This is a genomic window from Vitreimonas sp. (assembly GCF_036392335.1).
Classification (GTDB): Bacteria; Pseudomonadota; Alphaproteobacteria; order Caulobacterales; family Aquidulcibacteraceae; genus Vitreimonas.
Genome location: NZ_DASVYD010000064.1, coordinates 31,651 through 46,225, shown reverse-complemented (window position 1 = coordinate 46,225; position 14,575 = coordinate 31,651). Strand labels below are relative to the sequence as shown.

Genomic DNA, 14,575 nt, shown 5'->3' with positions numbered 1-14,575 from the left:
GTTCGCACATAAACCGCCTGCATGATTATCGCCGTCGATGGACCTACTGCTTCAGGCAAGGGCACCGTCGCCAAACATCTGGCCGCCCGGTATGGGCTGAAGCTTCTGGACACCGGCACGCTCTACCGCGCCGTGGGCTTGGCCGTGCTCGACGCGGGCGGCGATCCCGCCGACGAAGCCGCAGCGCTCGCCGCCGCCCAAGTGCTCAATCTGGCCGCGATCGACCAGGACCGCATCCGCTCCAGCGCCGCCGGCGCCGCGGCCTCCAAAGTGGCCGCCCAGCCCGCCGTGCGCGCCGCCCTGCTCAAAGCCCAACGCGATTTCGCCGCCGATCCGGCCGGCGCCGTCCTCGACGGGCGCGACATCGGCACCATCATTTGCCCGGACGCCGACGTGAAGCTCTTCATCACCGCCTCGCTCGACGCCCGCACGGGACGACGCCTCAAAGAACTTCAGGCCCGGGGCGAGACAATCGATTTCGAGACCTTGAAGGCACAAATCCAAGAACGCGACGCCCGCGACATGGGCCGCACCGACGCCCCGTTGCGTCAAGCGCCGGACGCGCATTTGCTGGATACGACCGATCTTAACGTGGAGCAGGCAGCCGCCGCCGCGTTCCAGATCGTGGACGCGGCACGGGCGACACATTGAGATTGGCGCCGTCGCGCCTATTGCTGCCCACAGCCACCACGCCTATAGAGCCCGCACGACCCAGGGCCTGACCGGCCCTCGGGCCGTTTGGCGTTACGTCCTCACCCGCTTGCGGGGGAGGTGCTGAGCGAAGCGAAGCGGAGGGGGTAATTCTCTCACCGGTCGCCCCCTCAGTCAGCTTCGCTGATAGCTCCCCCGTAAACGGGGGAGCAAAAATCGAGACTAAGGACGGCCGCATGGTGCAGCCGAGACCGCCGGAGCCAACCGGTCGGCCCTTTTTGATTGTATCGGAGTAAGTACACGTATGGCGGTAGAAGCCCTCAATCCGAGCCGTGATGATTTCGCGGCCCTCCTCAATGAAAGCCTCGGTTCGCGCGGCATGATCGAAGGCCGGGTGATCCCGGCGACGGTTGTCGCAATCGAGCACGACTTCGTAGTCGTTGATATCGGCCTCAAGACCGAAGGCCGTATCCCTCTCCGTGAATTCCTCATCGACGACGGCGCGGGCCAACCGAAGCCCGGCGACATCGTCGAAGTCTATCTCGACCGCATCGAAAATGCGCTCGGCGACGCTGTCGTCAGCCGTGAAAAGGCGCGCCGCGAAGAAGCTTGGACGCGTTTGGAAAAATCATTCGCCGCTGGCGACGCCGTGAACGGCGCGCTGGTCGGGCGCGTGAAGGGCGGCTTCACCGTCGATCTCGGCGGCGCCAATGCGTTCTTGCCGGGTTCGCAAGTCGATATCCGTCCGGTCCGCGACGTCGGCCCGCTGATGAACATCGTGCAGCCGTTCGCGATCCTGAAGATGGACCGTCAGCGCGGCAACATCGTTGTCTCGCGCCGCGCGGTTCTGGAAGAATCGCGTGCGTCCGAGCGCGCTGAAATCGTCGGCCAATTGAAGGAAGGCGAAATCCGCGAAGGCGTGGTCAAGAACATCACCGATTACGGCGCCTTCGTGGACCTCGGCGGCATCGACGGCCTGTTGCACGTCACCGACATGAGCTGGAAGCGCGTCAACCACCCGAGCCAAGTGCTCAATGTGGGCGACACGGTGAAGGTCCAGATCGTGAAGATCAATCCGGACACCCAGCGCATTTCGCTCGGCATGAAGCAATTGCTGAACGATCCGTGGGATGGCGTGGACGCCAAGTACCCGGCCGGCGGCAAGTTCACCGGCCGCGTCACCAACATCACCGATTACGGTGCTTTCGTTGAACTCGAGCCGGGCGTCGAAGGCCTGGTGCACGTCAGCGAAATGAGCTGGACCAAGAAGAATTTGCACCCGTCGAAGATCCTGAGCACCTCTCAGGAAGTCGACGTGCAAGTGCTCGACGTCGACGGCGAAAAGCGCCGCATCTCGCTCGGCATCAAGCAAGTGCAAGCCAATCCGTGGGACGCGTTTGTCGCGGAACACCCGGTTGGTTCGGTGATCGAAGGCGAAGTGAAGAACGTGACCGAGTTCGGTCTGTTCGTCGGCCTGACGCCGGAACTGGACGGCATGGTCCACCTTTCCGACATCGCGTGGGACGCCCAAGGCGAAGAAGCCCTCACCCGCTTCAACAAGGGTGACATGGTTCAAGCCAAGGTGCTCGACGTCGACGTTGAAAAGGAGCGCATCTCGCTTGGCATCAAGCAAGTCGCCAGCGACCCGATGTCCGACGCCGAATTCAAGCGCGGCCAGATCATCACGGTCGAAGTGGTGGACGTCGCCACGGGCGGCATCGAGGTCGCGTTCGGCGAAGGCAACGCCCTGCGCAGCTTCATCCGCAAGTCGGACCTGTCGCGCGATCGTCAGGAGCAGCGCGCTGACCGCTTCTCCAAGGGCGACCGCATCGACGCCATGGTCACCGGCTTCGATCGCGCGAGCCGCAAGGTCTCGCTCTCGATCAAGGCTATGGAACTGGCCGACGAGAAGGAAGCGATCGCGCAATTCGGCTCGTCCGACAGCGGCGCCTCGCTCGGCGACATCCTCGGTGCGGCGCTGAAGAACAAGCAATAAGCCGTACCCGGCATTACATGCCAGAAGGCCCGGCGCGGACCCCCGCGTCGGGCCTTTTCTTTCAAAGTTTCAAGTCGATGGGCGGTTGACGCCGGCCTCCCGGCACGGCTCTATCGGGACGGGATGGAAACAGGGGAACCCTCACCCATGCTGCGTTCGGAACTCGTCGCCAAGCTGCAGGAAGAAATGGCGCCCCTGAAGGCGACTGAAATCGAGCACGCCGTGGACGTGGTGCTCGATGAAATCTCCACCGCTCTCGCCCAGGACGGCCGCGTCGAGTTGCGCGGCTTCGGCGCCTTCTCCGTGCGCAAGCGCGACGCTCGCACTGGCCGCAACCCCCGTACGGGCGCGGCGGTGAAAGTGGCGGCGAAGAAAGTGCCTTTCTTCAAGCCCGGCAAAGAACTGCGCCTCAAAGTCAACGGCGGCGAGGAACCGTAAGCGTCACGCTGCCCGCAGCACGCGCTGCTTCATCCAGGCCAGCAATTTCAGCAATGCCGCGCCGCCCAGGAGCGCCAGGGCGGGAACGGCAAGCCATGGCTTTGTCTCAAGCCGGCCGAGATAGGACACGGTAAACACGATCGCGATGGCCAGACCACCGAACGTATGCAGCATTTTCCAATTGCCCGGGGCGAGCGCGCGCACCGACCAATTGTTTGAGGTCAGCGCCATCGCCGCGATCAGCACATAAGTGAAGCCGCCGCCATAGATCGTCTTCGCGCTCGGCTGCGCCGCAAACATCAACACCGCGATCGATAGCGCCGCCAAATGCACGAAATGCGCGGCGGCGAAGCTCAACCCAATTGCGCGGCGCCGGCGCAGCATCACGCTGCGCCAGCCCCCGGGCCAGAGCGTCGCCAACGCTGATGCGCTCCACGCCGCGACGAAAATCGGAAATGAGAACCGCGCGGTGTAGCGCGCCGCCGCCCCCGCGCCCTCCGCGTTCCAGCCGCCGAATTCGGCGTAGCCGTAAGCGGCCGCGCCCAACGCCGCCAATGCCGCGAGGCTGATGATTGCGGGCGTAGAGACAGCTCGGGCTCTTGTCATACCTTGAGTATGACAATCATACTCCGAGTATGACGTCAACCGGAAACCGCGAACGCCTGGTCGCCGCCGCGCGCAAGCTCTTCAGCACGCGCGGTTTCGCCGATGTCTCGGTGGATGAAATCGCCGCCGCGGCCGGGCTCACGAAGGGTGCGGTCTATTATCAATTTTCCGACAAAACCGACCTCTTCCGCGCCGCCTGCGAAAGCGTGCTGGACGACATCATGGCGCACGTCACCAAGGAGACGATGGGCCATGTCGCGCATGTGAATGACGAGATCGTCACCGGGGGCGACATCCTATTCGATGCTTACGAGAGCGACGACGCGCGGCGTCTGCTGCTGATGGATGGGCCGTCCGTGCTCGGCCATGTCGAATGGACCAAGATGCAGGAAAAGCTGCGCATAGGCTTGGGCGAGCACGCATTGGGCCACCTGGCCGATGAGGGACTCATCCCCAAGCGCATGATACCAATGCTGGCGCACCTGCTGTTTGGCGCGTTCACGCAGGGCGCGCTGCAGATCGCGACGTCCGACGATCCCGCCAGCGCCAGCAAACAGGCCCGCGCCGCCTACAAAAGGCTAGCGCAAGGCCTGCTCGCGAAGGTCTAGCGCGCGCGCTGACGGGCCTGCAGCTCATCCTGCTGCTGGACGATCCGCTCCCAGGTCTGCGCGTTACTCTGGAATGATTCCAACTGACTGCGCGCCAGAGTCTCGAAATCGGCTTGGTGCTGCGGCAGGTAGAAATAGCTCGCCACGGGCTTGCGCGACGCCACTTCAAGGAAGCGCTCGTGGCCGGCCACAGCGGCCTGCGCGGCGGCTAGGTTGTCGCGCGAGGTGGCGCCGCTGGTGATCTGCATCAGCTGCACGCGCGCGACGTCCCAATAAGCGAAGGGCATGTCCGGATCGATGGCGCGCGCCTCCTCGTACAGGGCGAAGGCGTCGTCATTTGAATCCATGTTGCGCGCCGCGATCACCAGCATGGCCGCGTCGCGTCGAGAACGGCCGACGTCGATCATCTGCGCCATGAGTTGGTCGCGCGTCAGACTCATGCGGCCCGTGTTGAAATAGAGCTCCGCCGCGTCGAGCTTGTTGGGATTGTGCCGGCGATAAAGCTCCTGGATCGATTCCCAGGCCGCCGCGTTGTCGCGGCGCACCATGTTGTAGATCCAGGCGTTGCGGAAGAAATCCGCCGCTGAGCGCGGATTGCGCACCAATTCCGCCGATGACGTCACGTCGCGAATGGCTGTCGTATCCTCACGAATCGCGGTGACGTCCTGCTGGATCAAGCCGAGCTGCGTGCCAATGCGTTCGGTCGCGGTCGTGCCTTGCCCGGCCAACAACAGCAATATGACGCCAATGCTCGCGAACAGCATGACGCGGAAGGCGTCGCACTCGCGGCATTGGATCGCCTCCTCCTGCACAGCCGCCTCGGCGCCCGCGGGAACTTTGCTCACCTGCCCCAAGCAAAACCATGAGAGCAGGCCCGCCAGCCCCACGGCAGGCCACACCAGAATCTGCGGTGAAGCAATATTTCCAAGAAAGCTCGCGAAATCTCCGGCGAGCGAGACGATGCCCCCGACCACGACAAACAGCGGCCCGCGCTCGGGCCACACCACACGCCACAGCGTCGCGAAGTTCATTGATTGCCCCCTTGCACATCGTCCCGACGCTAATCTCCGAATGGGACGCGCCCCTGTCAACTTTTGCGAGACTGGAAAATCGCGGCGAAGCCTGCCATGCCATCCAAGGGAACAAGGCGGAGTTGGCTTATGTCGGTGTTCAAAGAATTTCGCGAGTTCGCGCTCAAGGGCAACGTTGTCGATCTCGCCGTCGGCGTGATCATCGGCGCCGCGTTTGGCACCATCGTCTCGTCGCTCGTCGACGACATTGTCATGCCGCCGATCGGACTTCTGTTGGCGGGCATCGACTTCTCGACGCTGAAACTCGTCTTGAAAGCTGCGACGCCAGCGATCGGCGCCGAGGGCGCGGAAGGCTTCGTCGCGGCAAGCCCCGAAGTCGCAATCAATTATGGCAAGTTCATCAACGCCACGATCAAGTTCATAATCGTGGCGTGGGTGCTGTTCATGGTGATCAAGGGCATGAACGCGATGAAGCGCAAGGAAGAGGCCAAGCCCGCGCCTGTCGCGGAAACGCCCGCTGACATCAAGCTGCTCACGGAAATCCGCGATCTCTTGAAGAAATAGACGGCTGACGGCGCTTGTTTGGGCAAGCGCCGTCCTCGCCCGTTAGATCGCGCCGGCGTCGCGGAGCTTCATTTCCTCGAACACACGCTGCATGAATTGCCAATGCGCCGGCGTTGTCGGCATTTGCTTCGCCAATTCGGGATCAGCCATCGCATCGCGATTCACGGCGCCGGCCGCCTTGAACAACGCGGGATCGCCGCGCGTGAATTCCTGGATCAAGGTTTGCGCGCGGCGGCCGATCTCCAGCGCAGGGTCTGATGCCGGATTCGGATTGGGCCCCAGCGCGTCAATGTCGGCGTAGATTTGCGCCCACGCCGCGCCAACGCGTTGCTGATCCTCCGGCGTGAAGCCGCGCCCGCGAAGTTCCGCCAATTGCTCGGGCGTGTAGTGCTTTTGCGCCAACGCCTCCATTTTGTCGTTCCACTTGAACTCAGACACTGATGTACTCCTGACGAGATTTGCCAATTCGTCCGGAGAAAGGCTGCGCTTGTCGGCCAGCTTCGCCCGCGCCGCGCGCACCAGCGCCAACGCCTGCTCAGCCTCGGCCTTCGCATCCACCAACGCTGCTTCCTGCAGCGCCAGCGCCGCCGCGAGATCGCCGCTGCCGCGCATCAGCTCGCCGATGCGCTTGAGCGGCAGACCCAATTGCTTGAGCGCCAGGATCGCGGAGAGCCGCTCGATCTCGGGCTGGCGATAGATCCGCCACCCGGCCATCGTGCGCGCCGGCTTCAGTAGCCCCGCCCCCTCATAGACGCGCAGGGCTTTCACACTCACGCCGAAGCGCTTAGCCACCGCCGCCGCCGTCTCTTCGAATACGTTAGGCTTCATCGCCGTCCTTTCTCGAACGGCGAGAGAGATCAGGCCAGCCCCAAGGGACGGCTCAAGCGACTTTTTCAGTGATCGGGCAGCGGGATAAATTCCTTGTCGTCACCGGGCACGGTCCCGAATTTGCCGGCCCTCCAATCTTCCTTGGCCTGCTCGATCCGATCCTTCCGGGACGAGACGAAATTCCACCACATATGGCGCGGTCCATCGAGCGAGGCGCCGCCGAGCAGCATGAAGCGCGACGGACTGTTGGCTTTGATGGTGATGCGGTCGCCGGGTTTGAACACCAAAAGGCGGCCGGACTCGAAGCGATCGCCGGCGATCTCGATCTCGCCTTCGCTGACATAAAGCCCGCGCTCCTCGTATTCCGGATCGAGGGGCAGCGTGGCGCCGGCGGCGAGCTGCACGTCGGCGTAAAACAAATCCGAAAGCACCGCTGCTGGCGAGCGCTGGCCATAGAGCGCGCCGGCGATGATGCGGACGTTCTTGCCCTCGCCTTCGATGGTTGGCAGCTCGGCCTTGCCATAATGCGCGAAGGTCGGCTCGCTCTCCTCCTTGTCGGCGGGCAGCGCCACCCAGGCCTGGAGGCCAAACAGCGGATGCGCCCCCGCGCGCACGTCAGGCGCCGTGCGCTCCGAGTGCGCGATGCCGCGACCGGCGCTCATCCAATTCAAATCGCCGGGCCGGATCGCCTGCGCCGAGCCCAGCGTGTCGCGATGATAAATCTCTCCCGCGTAAAGGTAGGTGACGGTGGCCAGATTGATGTGCGGGTGCGGGCGCACGTCCACGCCCTTGCCTGCCTCAAATTCCGCCGGCCCCATCTGATCCAGAAACACGAACGGGCCGATCATGCGTCGCTCGATGGCCGGTAGCGCACGCCGCACTTCGAAGCCGCCAAGGTCTTTCGCGCGCGGCACGATGACCGTTTCCAGAAAAGAGCAGGCGCTCACGTCGCCGCTTGCAGGATCGATATCGTCGCCAGGTCGTATGCTCATGGATCGCACTCTAGTCCGTTCGACATAGAGGGCAACGCAAATGCAACGTGTTCTGTTTGTGCTTGATTAAGCAGGATTTCTCAGACCTTGCCGCGACTGCAATTCGCGAAATCTTCGCAGCCGCATTATGACCTAGTTAAATCGCATACCGCATTTCTGGCCCCCGAACGCGCGGCAATTTCCGCCGCATCACGCTTTGGGGGCAATGCCGTGTCGCTCGATAATCTGAAAATCTCGCGAAAGCTGATCATCGCTTTCGCGCTCTTGATCATCACATCCGTCGCCGCCAGCAGCTTCGTGTTCTTCGGTCTGAACGACCTCGAAGCCAAGATCGCGCAGGTCGATGCGGTCAACGAGCGTACTTTGATGGTGCAAGGCGCGTACACGCAATTGGTCGAGCAACAATCAGTCATGCGCGGCTACGCCATGGACGGCAACACGTCGCGCGTCGAAGAGGCCGCCAATTACGCGCAGGTCTTCGACGAACGTATCACAGCCTTCCGCGACGCGACGCTGAACCCTGAACAGCGCGAGCGCGCCGAGCGGCTTATCGGCATGGTCGCCGAATTCCGCGCCACCTTCGATCAAGGCGCGGCATTGGTGCCAGACCCCGCCACCCGCGCGCAGGGCGCGGACATCATCGCCAGCGCGCGCCTGGGCGACATGCGCACGCTGGTGCAGGAGATCGTTGGCACTCAGGAAGAAATGCTGATAGCTCGCGGCGAAGAACAGGAAGCGGCCGTTGAAACCGAAAAGATGGTCCTCCTGGTCGGCGGCGCGCTGACCGTCATCATAGCCTTCGCGATGGGTTGGCTACTGTCGCGCTCCATCGCCACGCCAGTTTCGTTGATGACTGTCACGATGGGCAAGCTCGCGTCCGGCGACAACAATGTCGATATCCCTGGCGTGGGTCGCAAAGACGAAATCGGCGACATGGCCGCCGCCGTCCAAGGCTTTAAGGACGCCGCGATCGAAAAGATCCGCATGGAAGGTGAAGCGGCCGCGCAGCGCGCCGCCGCCGAGGCCGAACGCGCCCGCAACGAAGAAGCGCAGAAGAAGGCCGCCGCCGAGCAAGCCATTGTCGTCAGCGGCTTGGCCGACGGCCTGACGCAGCTCTCCAGCGGCAACCTCACCTATCGCATCACCCGCGACTTCCCGGGCGAGTACAAGAAGCTGCAAGACGATTTCAACGACGCCATGAGCCAACTCATGGAGACGATGAAGGTCATCAGCGCGGCGTCGCTGGGCATCCGTTCGGGCGCTGGCGAGATGAGCGGCGCCGCCGACGATCTCTCCAAGCGCACGGAGCAACAAGCCGCGTCGTTGGAAGAAACCGCCGCCGCCCTTGATGAAATCACCGCCACCGTGAAGCGCGCCGCCGACGGCTCGCGTCAAGCGCACAGCGCGGCCGCCAACGCCCGCACCGACGCCGAACAAGGCGGCGAAGTGATGAAGGGCGCGATCGCCGCAATGCAGGCGATCGAGCAAAGCTCGCAACAGATCGCGCAAATTATCGGCGTGATCGACGAAATCGCCTTCCAGACCAATCTGCTTGCGCTGAACGCCGGCGTCGAAGCCGCGCGGGCGGGCGATGCGGGCCGCGGCTTCGCGGTCGTCGCCTCCGAAGTGCGCGCGCTGGCGCAGCGCTCGGCGGATGCGGCCAAGGAGATCAAAGGCCTCATCTCGAAGAGCACCGAGCAAGTCGAAAGCGGCGCCAAGCTCGTCGGCGATACCGGTGAATCGCTTCAGCGCATCATCGGCCGCGTCGCCGAGATCAACGAACTCGTTCGCGAGATCGCTTCCTCCGCCGAAGAGCAAGCAGTGGGCTTGAGTCAGGTAAACACCGCCGTGAACCAGATGGACCAAGGCACGCAACAAAATGCGGCGATGGTCGAAGAAAGCACGGCGGCCAGCCACGCGCTGGCGCACGAGGCGCGCGAACTCGCCAACCTCGTGGCCAAGTTCAACATCGGCGACGAGCCGTTGGTCGAAACGTACAAGAAGCCCAGCGCGTCCAAGCCGGCTGCGAAGCCCGCCGCCGCACGCCCTGCCGCTGTGAAGCCGGCGGCGCCCGCCCCGGCACGCGCACCGGCTGTCTCCGGTAACAACGCACTCGCCCCGTCAGCCGATTGGGAAGAGTTCTAAGAAGCGGACGTCTCCGTCCGACGCGAAAGCCAAGTGGCGATGCTCCAACAGAGCATCGCCCAGGCCGCGCCCAAGCACCAACCGGCCAGCACATCCGTCGGCCAGTGCACCCCCAGATAGATTCGGCTCAAGCCGATCAGCAGCGTCACCAAGATCGCAGCGCCTAGAATATAGCCGCGCAAGCGCCGCTTCTCCTGTGTGCGCGCCAGCAGCGCCCCAAGTGTCAGATAGGTCACCGCCGACAGCATCGCGTGTCCGCTCGGAAAACTCATGCTCGTGGTTTCCACCACATGCGCGACAAGATCGGGACGTGGGCGATTGAAGCCCAACTTCAGGCCCTCACTGATCGCCGTGCCGCCAATCGTAGCAACCAGCAGCATCAGCGCGCCGCCCCATTTACGCTGCACTGCAAGATAACCACCCGCCAGCAGCGTCACGAGCGTGAGCACAGCAAAGCCGCCGAGCGCCGTGATGTCAGCGACAGATTGTTCCAACCACGCGGGACCGATCGGATCAGCTGAATCGCTTGTGCGCAAAGCGAGCAACACACGCTCGTCGAGTGCGCGCGTCTCACCTTCCATCACTTCGTCGGCGATTTCCGCAAACAAGAAAATCAACAACGTAGCGCCAGCGAACGCAGCGAGCGGCGCGATATCGCGCTGCAACATTTCCTGCAACACGCGGCGATCAAAGCGAATGCGCGAAAGTTCCATCGGGGGATGTCAGCGCACAACGTGCGAAAAAGTTCCGTGAATCGCGTGAAATATATTGGGTTGATCCACGAGCCTCAGACGCTAGGTTCCGTGGGCCGCAACTCAAGCGGCCCTGGTGGAGGACTTAATCAATGAGAATTCTTCTCGCCATCGCCGCAGCAGCGGCGCTCGGTTTGGCGGCGTGCAGCCAAGCAGAAACCGAACAAGCTGGCGCCGACGCAGAGCAAGCCGCCACTGAAGCGGCAGACGCTGTAGGCGAAGCCGCCAACGAAGCCGGCGAAGCGGTTGAGGGCGCGGTCAACGATGCCGCGACTGAAGTAGAGCACGCGACGGACGACAATCCGGCGACGAACTAAATCTCGTTATGGCGAAAAAGAACGGGCGGAGCTTCTCGGCTCCGCCCGTTTTGTTTTCGCGCGTTAGGCAGCGACCTTTTCGCTGGCGCCATTAAACAGGAAATCGTTCCCGTCGAACGTCACCGCGATGCGGTCGCCGTCCTTGATGCGGCCTTCGAGGATCAGACGCGCGAGCGGGTCTTGGATGTCCTTCTGGATTACGCGCTTCAGGGGGCGCGCGCCCCAAGCCGGATCGTACCCACGCTTGGCCAACTCGCCCTTCGCACGCGGATCGAGTTCGATCGTCATGCTACGCGCCGTGAGCAGCTTTTCCAGCCGCTTCAACTGCACATCGACGATAGCGCCCATCTGCGTCCGCTCCAGGCGCTTGAACAGGATAATCTCATCGATCCGGTTCAAGAATTCCGGACGGAAGCGCGCACGCACTTCACCCATCACGGAATCGCGCACGTCTTCTACATCGGCGCCGTCCGGCTGTTCAGCCAGGAATTGCGCCCCGGCGTTCGACGTCATGATCAGGATGACGTTCTTGAAATCGACGGTGCGGCCTTGGCCGTCGGTGAGGCGGCCATCGTCCAGCACTTGCAGCAGGACGTTGAACACGTCCGGGTGCGCCTTTTCGATCTCATCGAACAGCACAACCTGATACGGCCGACGACGCACGGCTTCCGTCAGCGCGCCACCCTCTTCATAGCCGACGTATCCCGGAGGCGCGCCGATCAAACGCGCGACCGAATGCTTCTCCATGTATTCCGACATATCGACGCGCGTTAGCGCGCTTTCGTCATCGAATAGGAATTCGGCCAGCGCTTTGGTGAGCTCGGTTTTGCCGACGCCCGTTGGGCCCAAGAACATGAACGAGCCGATCGGCCGGTTCGGATCTTGCAGACCCGCGCGCGCACGCCGCACGGCGTCCGCCACGGCGCGCAACGCCGGCTCCTGGCCGATCACCCGCTTGCGCAGCTGATCTTCCATCGCGAGCAGCTTCGCCTTCTCGCCTTCGAGCATTTTCTCGACCGGCACGCCGGTCCAGCGGGAGACCACAGCCGCGATCGCTTCGGCGTCCACGACCTCTTTCACCAGGCCGCCGCCGTCGCCGCCCGCCTTCTCAGCGTCAGCGATTTGCTTTTCGAGTTGCGGGATGCGGCCATATTTCAGCTCGGACGCGCGCGCGAGATTGCCGCTGCGCACCGCTTGCTCATACTCGGTCTGCAGCTTCTCCAGCTCCTCCTTCGACTTGGAGGTGACTTGGAGCTTCTGCTTCTCCGCCGACCAACGCGCCGTCAGCTCCGCTGAACGCGTATCGATCTGCGCGATCTCGGCTTCGAGCTTCGTGACGCGATCCTTTGAGCCGGCGTCCTTCTCCTTCTTCAGCGCTTCCAACTCGATCTTGAGCTGCAGCGCGCGACGATCAAGCTCATCCAGATCTTCCGGCTTCGAATCGACCTGCATGCGCAAGCGCGACGCCGCTTCGTCCATCAAATCGATGGCCTTATCCGGCAGGAAGCGATCGGTGATGTAGCGGTGTGACAGCTGCGCGGACGCCACAATCGCGGCATCCGAGATGCGCACGCCATGGTGCTGTTCGTAACGATCCTTCAGGCCGCGCAGAATGGAGATCGAATCCTCGACGCTTGGCTCTTCCACAAACACAGGCTGAAAACGCCGCGCCAACGCCGCGTCCTTTTCCACGTGCTTGCGATACTCATCGAGCGTGGTGGCGCCGACGCAATGCAGCTCCCCGCGCGCCAAGGCTGGCTTCAGCAGGTTGGACGCATCCATCGCGCCATCCGCTTTGCCGGCCCCGACCAGCGTATGCATCTCGTCAATGAACAGGATGATGCCGCCCTCGGCCGCAGTGACTTCATTCAGCACCGCCTTCAAGCGCTCTTCAAACTCGCCGCGGAATTTCGCCCCGGCGATCAGCGAACCCATGTCGAGCGCGAGCAGCTTCTTGTGCTTCAAGCTCTCCGGCACGTCGCCGTTGATGATGCGCAGCGCCAAGCCTTCGGCGATGGCCGTCTTGCCGACGCCCGGTTCGCCGATCAGTACCGGGTTGTTCTTGGTGCGGCGGCTCAGGACTTGGATGGTGCGGCGAATTTCCTCGTCGCGGCCGATGACTGGATCGAGCTTGCCCTTCTTGGCGTCCTCGGTGAGATCGCGCGCGTATTTCTTCAGCGCATCGTACTGATCTTCAGCCGATGAGGATTGCGCGGTGCGGCCCTTGCGCAGTTCCGCAATCGCGGCCTCAAGCCTCTGCGGGGTGAGGCCGGCCTTCTTCAGAATTTCCGACGCCCTGCCGTCAGCGATCGCTAGGCCGAAAAGCAAACGCTCAGCCGTGACATACGAGTCACCCGCCTTGGTCGCCGCCTGCTCCGCTGCATCCAGCGCACGCGTGAACGAGGTTGCCGCATACATGCGGTCGCCGCCGCCCTGCACTTTCGGGAGAGATTGTACGGCCTTATCGGCCTCGTCGGCCGCCTGACGCGCATTCGCGCCAGCGCTTGTGAGCAAGCTGGCTGCGAGACCTTCGCGGTCATCGAGCAGCGCTTTCAGAAGATGTTGCGTTTCGAGCTGCTGGTTCTGTTCGCGGATCGCGATTGTCTGCGCCGCTTGCACGAATCCACGCGCACGCTCGGTGAGCTTTTCCATATCCATATCCGACCCCTAAGGCGTCCCATGTCGATCGCCCGAAGCACGATCAACACGCTGTTGTGCCTCAGACGTAGGTGTGGCCCGAATGGCACACAAGGGCCGCCGGGCCGGATTTTTAGTGCGCCATCAACAGCGGAATGGTCGCTGTGCGGAGCAATTCGCGCGTGGCGCCGCCGAACACCAATTCGCGCAGCCGCGAGTGGGCGTAGCCGCCCATGACGACCAGATCAGCGTCCAACGCTTGCGCCTCTTCCAGGATCGCGAGCGATGCGGCGCGGCCCATTGAATCCACGTTGCGAACCTCGGCCGGCAGACCCCTGCGCGACAGGTGCGCCGCGATGTTCGCGCCCGGCTGGTCGCCATGGCCGAACATTTTCGGTTTGGCGTCCACAGTCACGACCGTGATCTGTTCGGCCTTTTCCAGAATCGACTGCGCTTCGGAAAGGGCGCGGGTGGCTTCGCGGCTGGCGTCCCAAGCCACCACGACGCGTTTGCCGATGCTCTTGCCCTTCCAACCAGGCGGCGCGATCAGCGCCGGACGGCCCGAATGAAACAAGACGCCTTCAATGATTTCTTCGCGCAGTTCGACGCCCGCACCTTCACTCGGCCGCGTCAGGACCGCGACATCGGCATAACGGGCGTGCACCGCTGCGACACGCCCCAGATCACGCGATAGCGCCTCGGCGTTGCGCAGCTCACAGGCCTTCTCCGCTTGCTTCAGCCGCGCTTCGACCTTCTTACGCTCGACGTCGGCCTCCTTGCGGGCACGGCTCAACAGCTCGGCCCACACGCCGGCAACCACGGTGGGCTCATAAGCCAGCGGCTCGTCCGGCAAAGGGGTGAGGAAGGCTGCCGCAAGATGACAATCCGAACATTGCTGCGCGAGCGCTTCGGCCAGCGCCAGCGCCGGCTCGTCCGCTTCGGCCTCGGAGACGATGACGAGAATATCTTTCCAGCTCATGGTGCTCTCCGTACCTCGTTCATACGCCGTG

Annotated in this window: 14 protein-coding genes; 7 read left to right on the top strand and 7 right to left on the bottom strand. The window is 63.2% G+C overall.

Translation table 11 applies throughout. The annotated features are described in order from the left end of the window. The first annotated feature begins 21 nt into the window (after positions 1 to 21). The 3 genes from cmk (at position 22) to VF769_RS14680 (ending at position 3,085) form a co-directional block, all read left to right on the top strand. Complete coding sequence (cmk, locus tag VF769_RS14690) at positions 22 to 651, top strand: (d)CMP kinase (RefSeq protein ID WP_331009175.1); 630 nt, start codon at positions 22 to 24, stop codon at positions 649 to 651. Positions 652 to 955: 304 nt separating this feature from the next. After that, positions 956 to 2,647, top strand: a complete 1,692-nt coding sequence (rpsA, locus tag VF769_RS14685) for a 30S ribosomal protein S1 (RefSeq protein ID WP_331009174.1) — start codon at positions 956 to 958, stop codon at positions 2,645 to 2,647. Positions 2,648 to 2,794: 147 nt separating this feature from the next. Beyond that, positions 2,795 to 3,085 (top strand): integration host factor subunit beta, encoded by a 291-nt coding sequence (locus tag VF769_RS14680; RefSeq protein WP_331009173.1) that lies wholly within the window; start codon positions 2,795 to 2,797, stop codon positions 3,083 to 3,085. Positions 3,086 to 3,088: 3 nt separating this feature from the next. On the opposite strand, the gene VF769_RS14675 is transcribed toward VF769_RS14680, so the two are convergent. After that, positions 3,089 to 3,691 (bottom strand): hypothetical protein, encoded by a 603-nt coding sequence (locus VF769_RS14675; protein WP_331009172.1) that lies wholly within the window; start codon positions 3,689 to 3,691, stop codon positions 3,089 to 3,091. 29 nt (positions 3,692 to 3,720) lie between these two features. Between VF769_RS14675 and VF769_RS14670 the strand changes: the two genes are divergently transcribed. Next, positions 3,721 to 4,299 carry a TetR/AcrR family transcriptional regulator gene (locus VF769_RS14670; protein WP_331009171.1) on the top strand — a complete coding sequence of 193 codons (579 nt, stop codon included), beginning with the start codon at positions 3,721 to 3,723 and terminating at the stop codon, positions 4,297 to 4,299. On the opposite strand, the gene VF769_RS14665 is transcribed toward VF769_RS14670, so the two are convergent. Further along, entirely contained in the window at positions 4,296 to 5,330 is a 1,035-nt protein-coding gene (locus VF769_RS14665; protein WP_331009170.1) for a hypothetical protein, read from the bottom strand. The genes VF769_RS14670 and VF769_RS14665 overlap by 4 nt on opposite strands. A gap of 129 nt (positions 5,331 to 5,459) precedes the next feature. Here VF769_RS14665 and mscL point away from each other — a divergent pair, with 129 nt between their 5' ends. Then, positions 5,460 to 5,894 carry a large-conductance mechanosensitive channel protein MscL gene (gene mscL / locus VF769_RS14660; RefSeq protein ID WP_331009169.1) on the top strand — a complete coding sequence of 145 codons (435 nt, stop codon included), beginning with the start codon at positions 5,460 to 5,462 and terminating at the stop codon, positions 5,892 to 5,894. 42 nt (positions 5,895 to 5,936) lie between these two features. Here the strand turns inward: mscL and VF769_RS14655 are convergent, their stop codons facing one another. Both VF769_RS14655 and VF769_RS14650 read right to left on the bottom strand, forming a co-directional pair. Beyond that, complete coding sequence (locus tag VF769_RS14655; RefSeq protein WP_331009168.1) at positions 5,937 to 6,722, bottom strand: MerR family transcriptional regulator; 786 nt, start codon at positions 6,720 to 6,722, stop codon at positions 5,937 to 5,939. Positions 6,723 to 6,787: 65 nt separating this feature from the next. Continuing rightward, entirely contained in the window at positions 6,788 to 7,714 is a 927-nt protein-coding gene (locus VF769_RS14650; protein ID WP_331009167.1) for a pirin family protein, read from the bottom strand. A gap of 210 nt (positions 7,715 to 7,924) precedes the next feature. On the opposite strand from VF769_RS14650, the gene VF769_RS14645 reads away from it, so the two are divergent. Continuing rightward, positions 7,925 to 9,859, top strand: a complete 1,935-nt coding sequence (locus VF769_RS14645; RefSeq protein ID WP_331009166.1) for a methyl-accepting chemotaxis protein — start codon at positions 7,925 to 7,927, stop codon at positions 9,857 to 9,859. On the opposite strand, the gene VF769_RS14640 is transcribed toward VF769_RS14645, so the two are convergent. Beyond that, entirely contained in the window at positions 9,856 to 10,572 is a 717-nt protein-coding gene (locus VF769_RS14640) for a phosphatase PAP2 family protein (protein ID WP_331009165.1), read from the bottom strand. The genes VF769_RS14645 and VF769_RS14640 overlap by 4 nt on opposite strands. A 131-nt stretch (positions 10,573 to 10,703) precedes the next feature. Here VF769_RS14640 and VF769_RS14635 point away from each other — a divergent pair, with 131 nt between their 5' ends. Further along, complete coding sequence (locus tag VF769_RS14635; RefSeq protein ID WP_331009164.1) at positions 10,704 to 10,928, top strand: hypothetical protein; 225 nt, start codon at positions 10,704 to 10,706, stop codon at positions 10,926 to 10,928. Between the two features lie 63 nt (positions 10,929 to 10,991). Here the strand turns inward: VF769_RS14635 and clpB are convergent, their stop codons facing one another. Then, on the bottom strand, positions 10,992 to 13,586 hold the full coding sequence (clpB, locus tag VF769_RS14630; RefSeq protein WP_331009163.1) for an ATP-dependent chaperone ClpB: 2,595 nt from the start codon (positions 13,584 to 13,586) through the stop codon (positions 10,992 to 10,994). A gap of 112 nt (positions 13,587 to 13,698) precedes the next feature. Further along, complete coding sequence (locus tag VF769_RS14625) at positions 13,699 to 14,544, bottom strand: universal stress protein (protein WP_331009162.1); 846 nt, start codon at positions 14,542 to 14,544, stop codon at positions 13,699 to 13,701. Between the last annotated feature and the right edge of the window lie 31 nt (positions 14,545 to 14,575).

Excerpts from the sequence above, each read along its gene's own strand:
- VF769_RS14635 (WP_331009164.1), top strand. The coding sequence starts at position 10,704 with ATGAGAATTCTTCTCGCCATCGCCGCAGCAGCGGCGCTCGGTTTGGCG.
- VF769_RS14670 (WP_331009171.1), top strand. The coding sequence starts at position 3,721 with ATGACGTCAACCGGAAACCGCGAACGCCTGGTCGCCGCCGCGCGCAAG.
- VF769_RS14680 (WP_331009173.1), top strand. The coding sequence starts at position 2,795 with ATGCTGCGTTCGGAACTCGTCGCCAAGCTGCAGGAAGAAATGGCGCCC.
- VF769_RS14650 (WP_331009167.1), bottom strand. The coding sequence starts at position 7,714 with ATGAGCATACGACCTGGCGACGATATCGATCCTGCAAGCGGCGACGTG.
- cmk (WP_331009175.1), top strand. The coding sequence starts at position 22 with ATGATTATCGCCGTCGATGGACCTACTGCTTCAGGCAAGGGCACCGTC.
- rpsA (WP_331009174.1), top strand. The coding sequence starts at position 956 with ATGGCGGTAGAAGCCCTCAATCCGAGCCGTGATGATTTCGCGGCCCTC.
- VF769_RS14625 (WP_331009162.1), bottom strand. The coding sequence starts at position 14,544 with ATGAGCTGGAAAGATATTCTCGTCATCGTCTCCGAGGCCGAAGCGGAC.
- mscL (WP_331009169.1), top strand. The coding sequence starts at position 5,460 with ATGTCGGTGTTCAAAGAATTTCGCGAGTTCGCGCTCAAGGGCAACGTT.
- VF769_RS14665 (WP_331009170.1), bottom strand. The coding sequence starts at position 5,330 with ATGAACTTCGCGACGCTGTGGCGTGTGGTGTGGCCCGAGCGCGGGCCG.
- VF769_RS14675 (WP_331009172.1), bottom strand. The coding sequence starts at position 3,691 with ATGACAAGAGCCCGAGCTGTCTCTACGCCCGCAATCATCAGCCTCGCG.
- clpB (WP_331009163.1), bottom strand. The coding sequence starts at position 13,586 with ATGGATATGGAAAAGCTCACCGAGCGTGCGCGTGGATTCGTGCAAGCG.
- VF769_RS14655 (WP_331009168.1), bottom strand. The coding sequence starts at position 6,722 with ATGAAGCCTAACGTATTCGAAGAGACGGCGGCGGCGGTGGCTAAGCGC.
- VF769_RS14640 (WP_331009165.1), bottom strand. The coding sequence starts at position 10,572 with ATGGAACTTTCGCGCATTCGCTTTGATCGCCGCGTGTTGCAGGAAATG.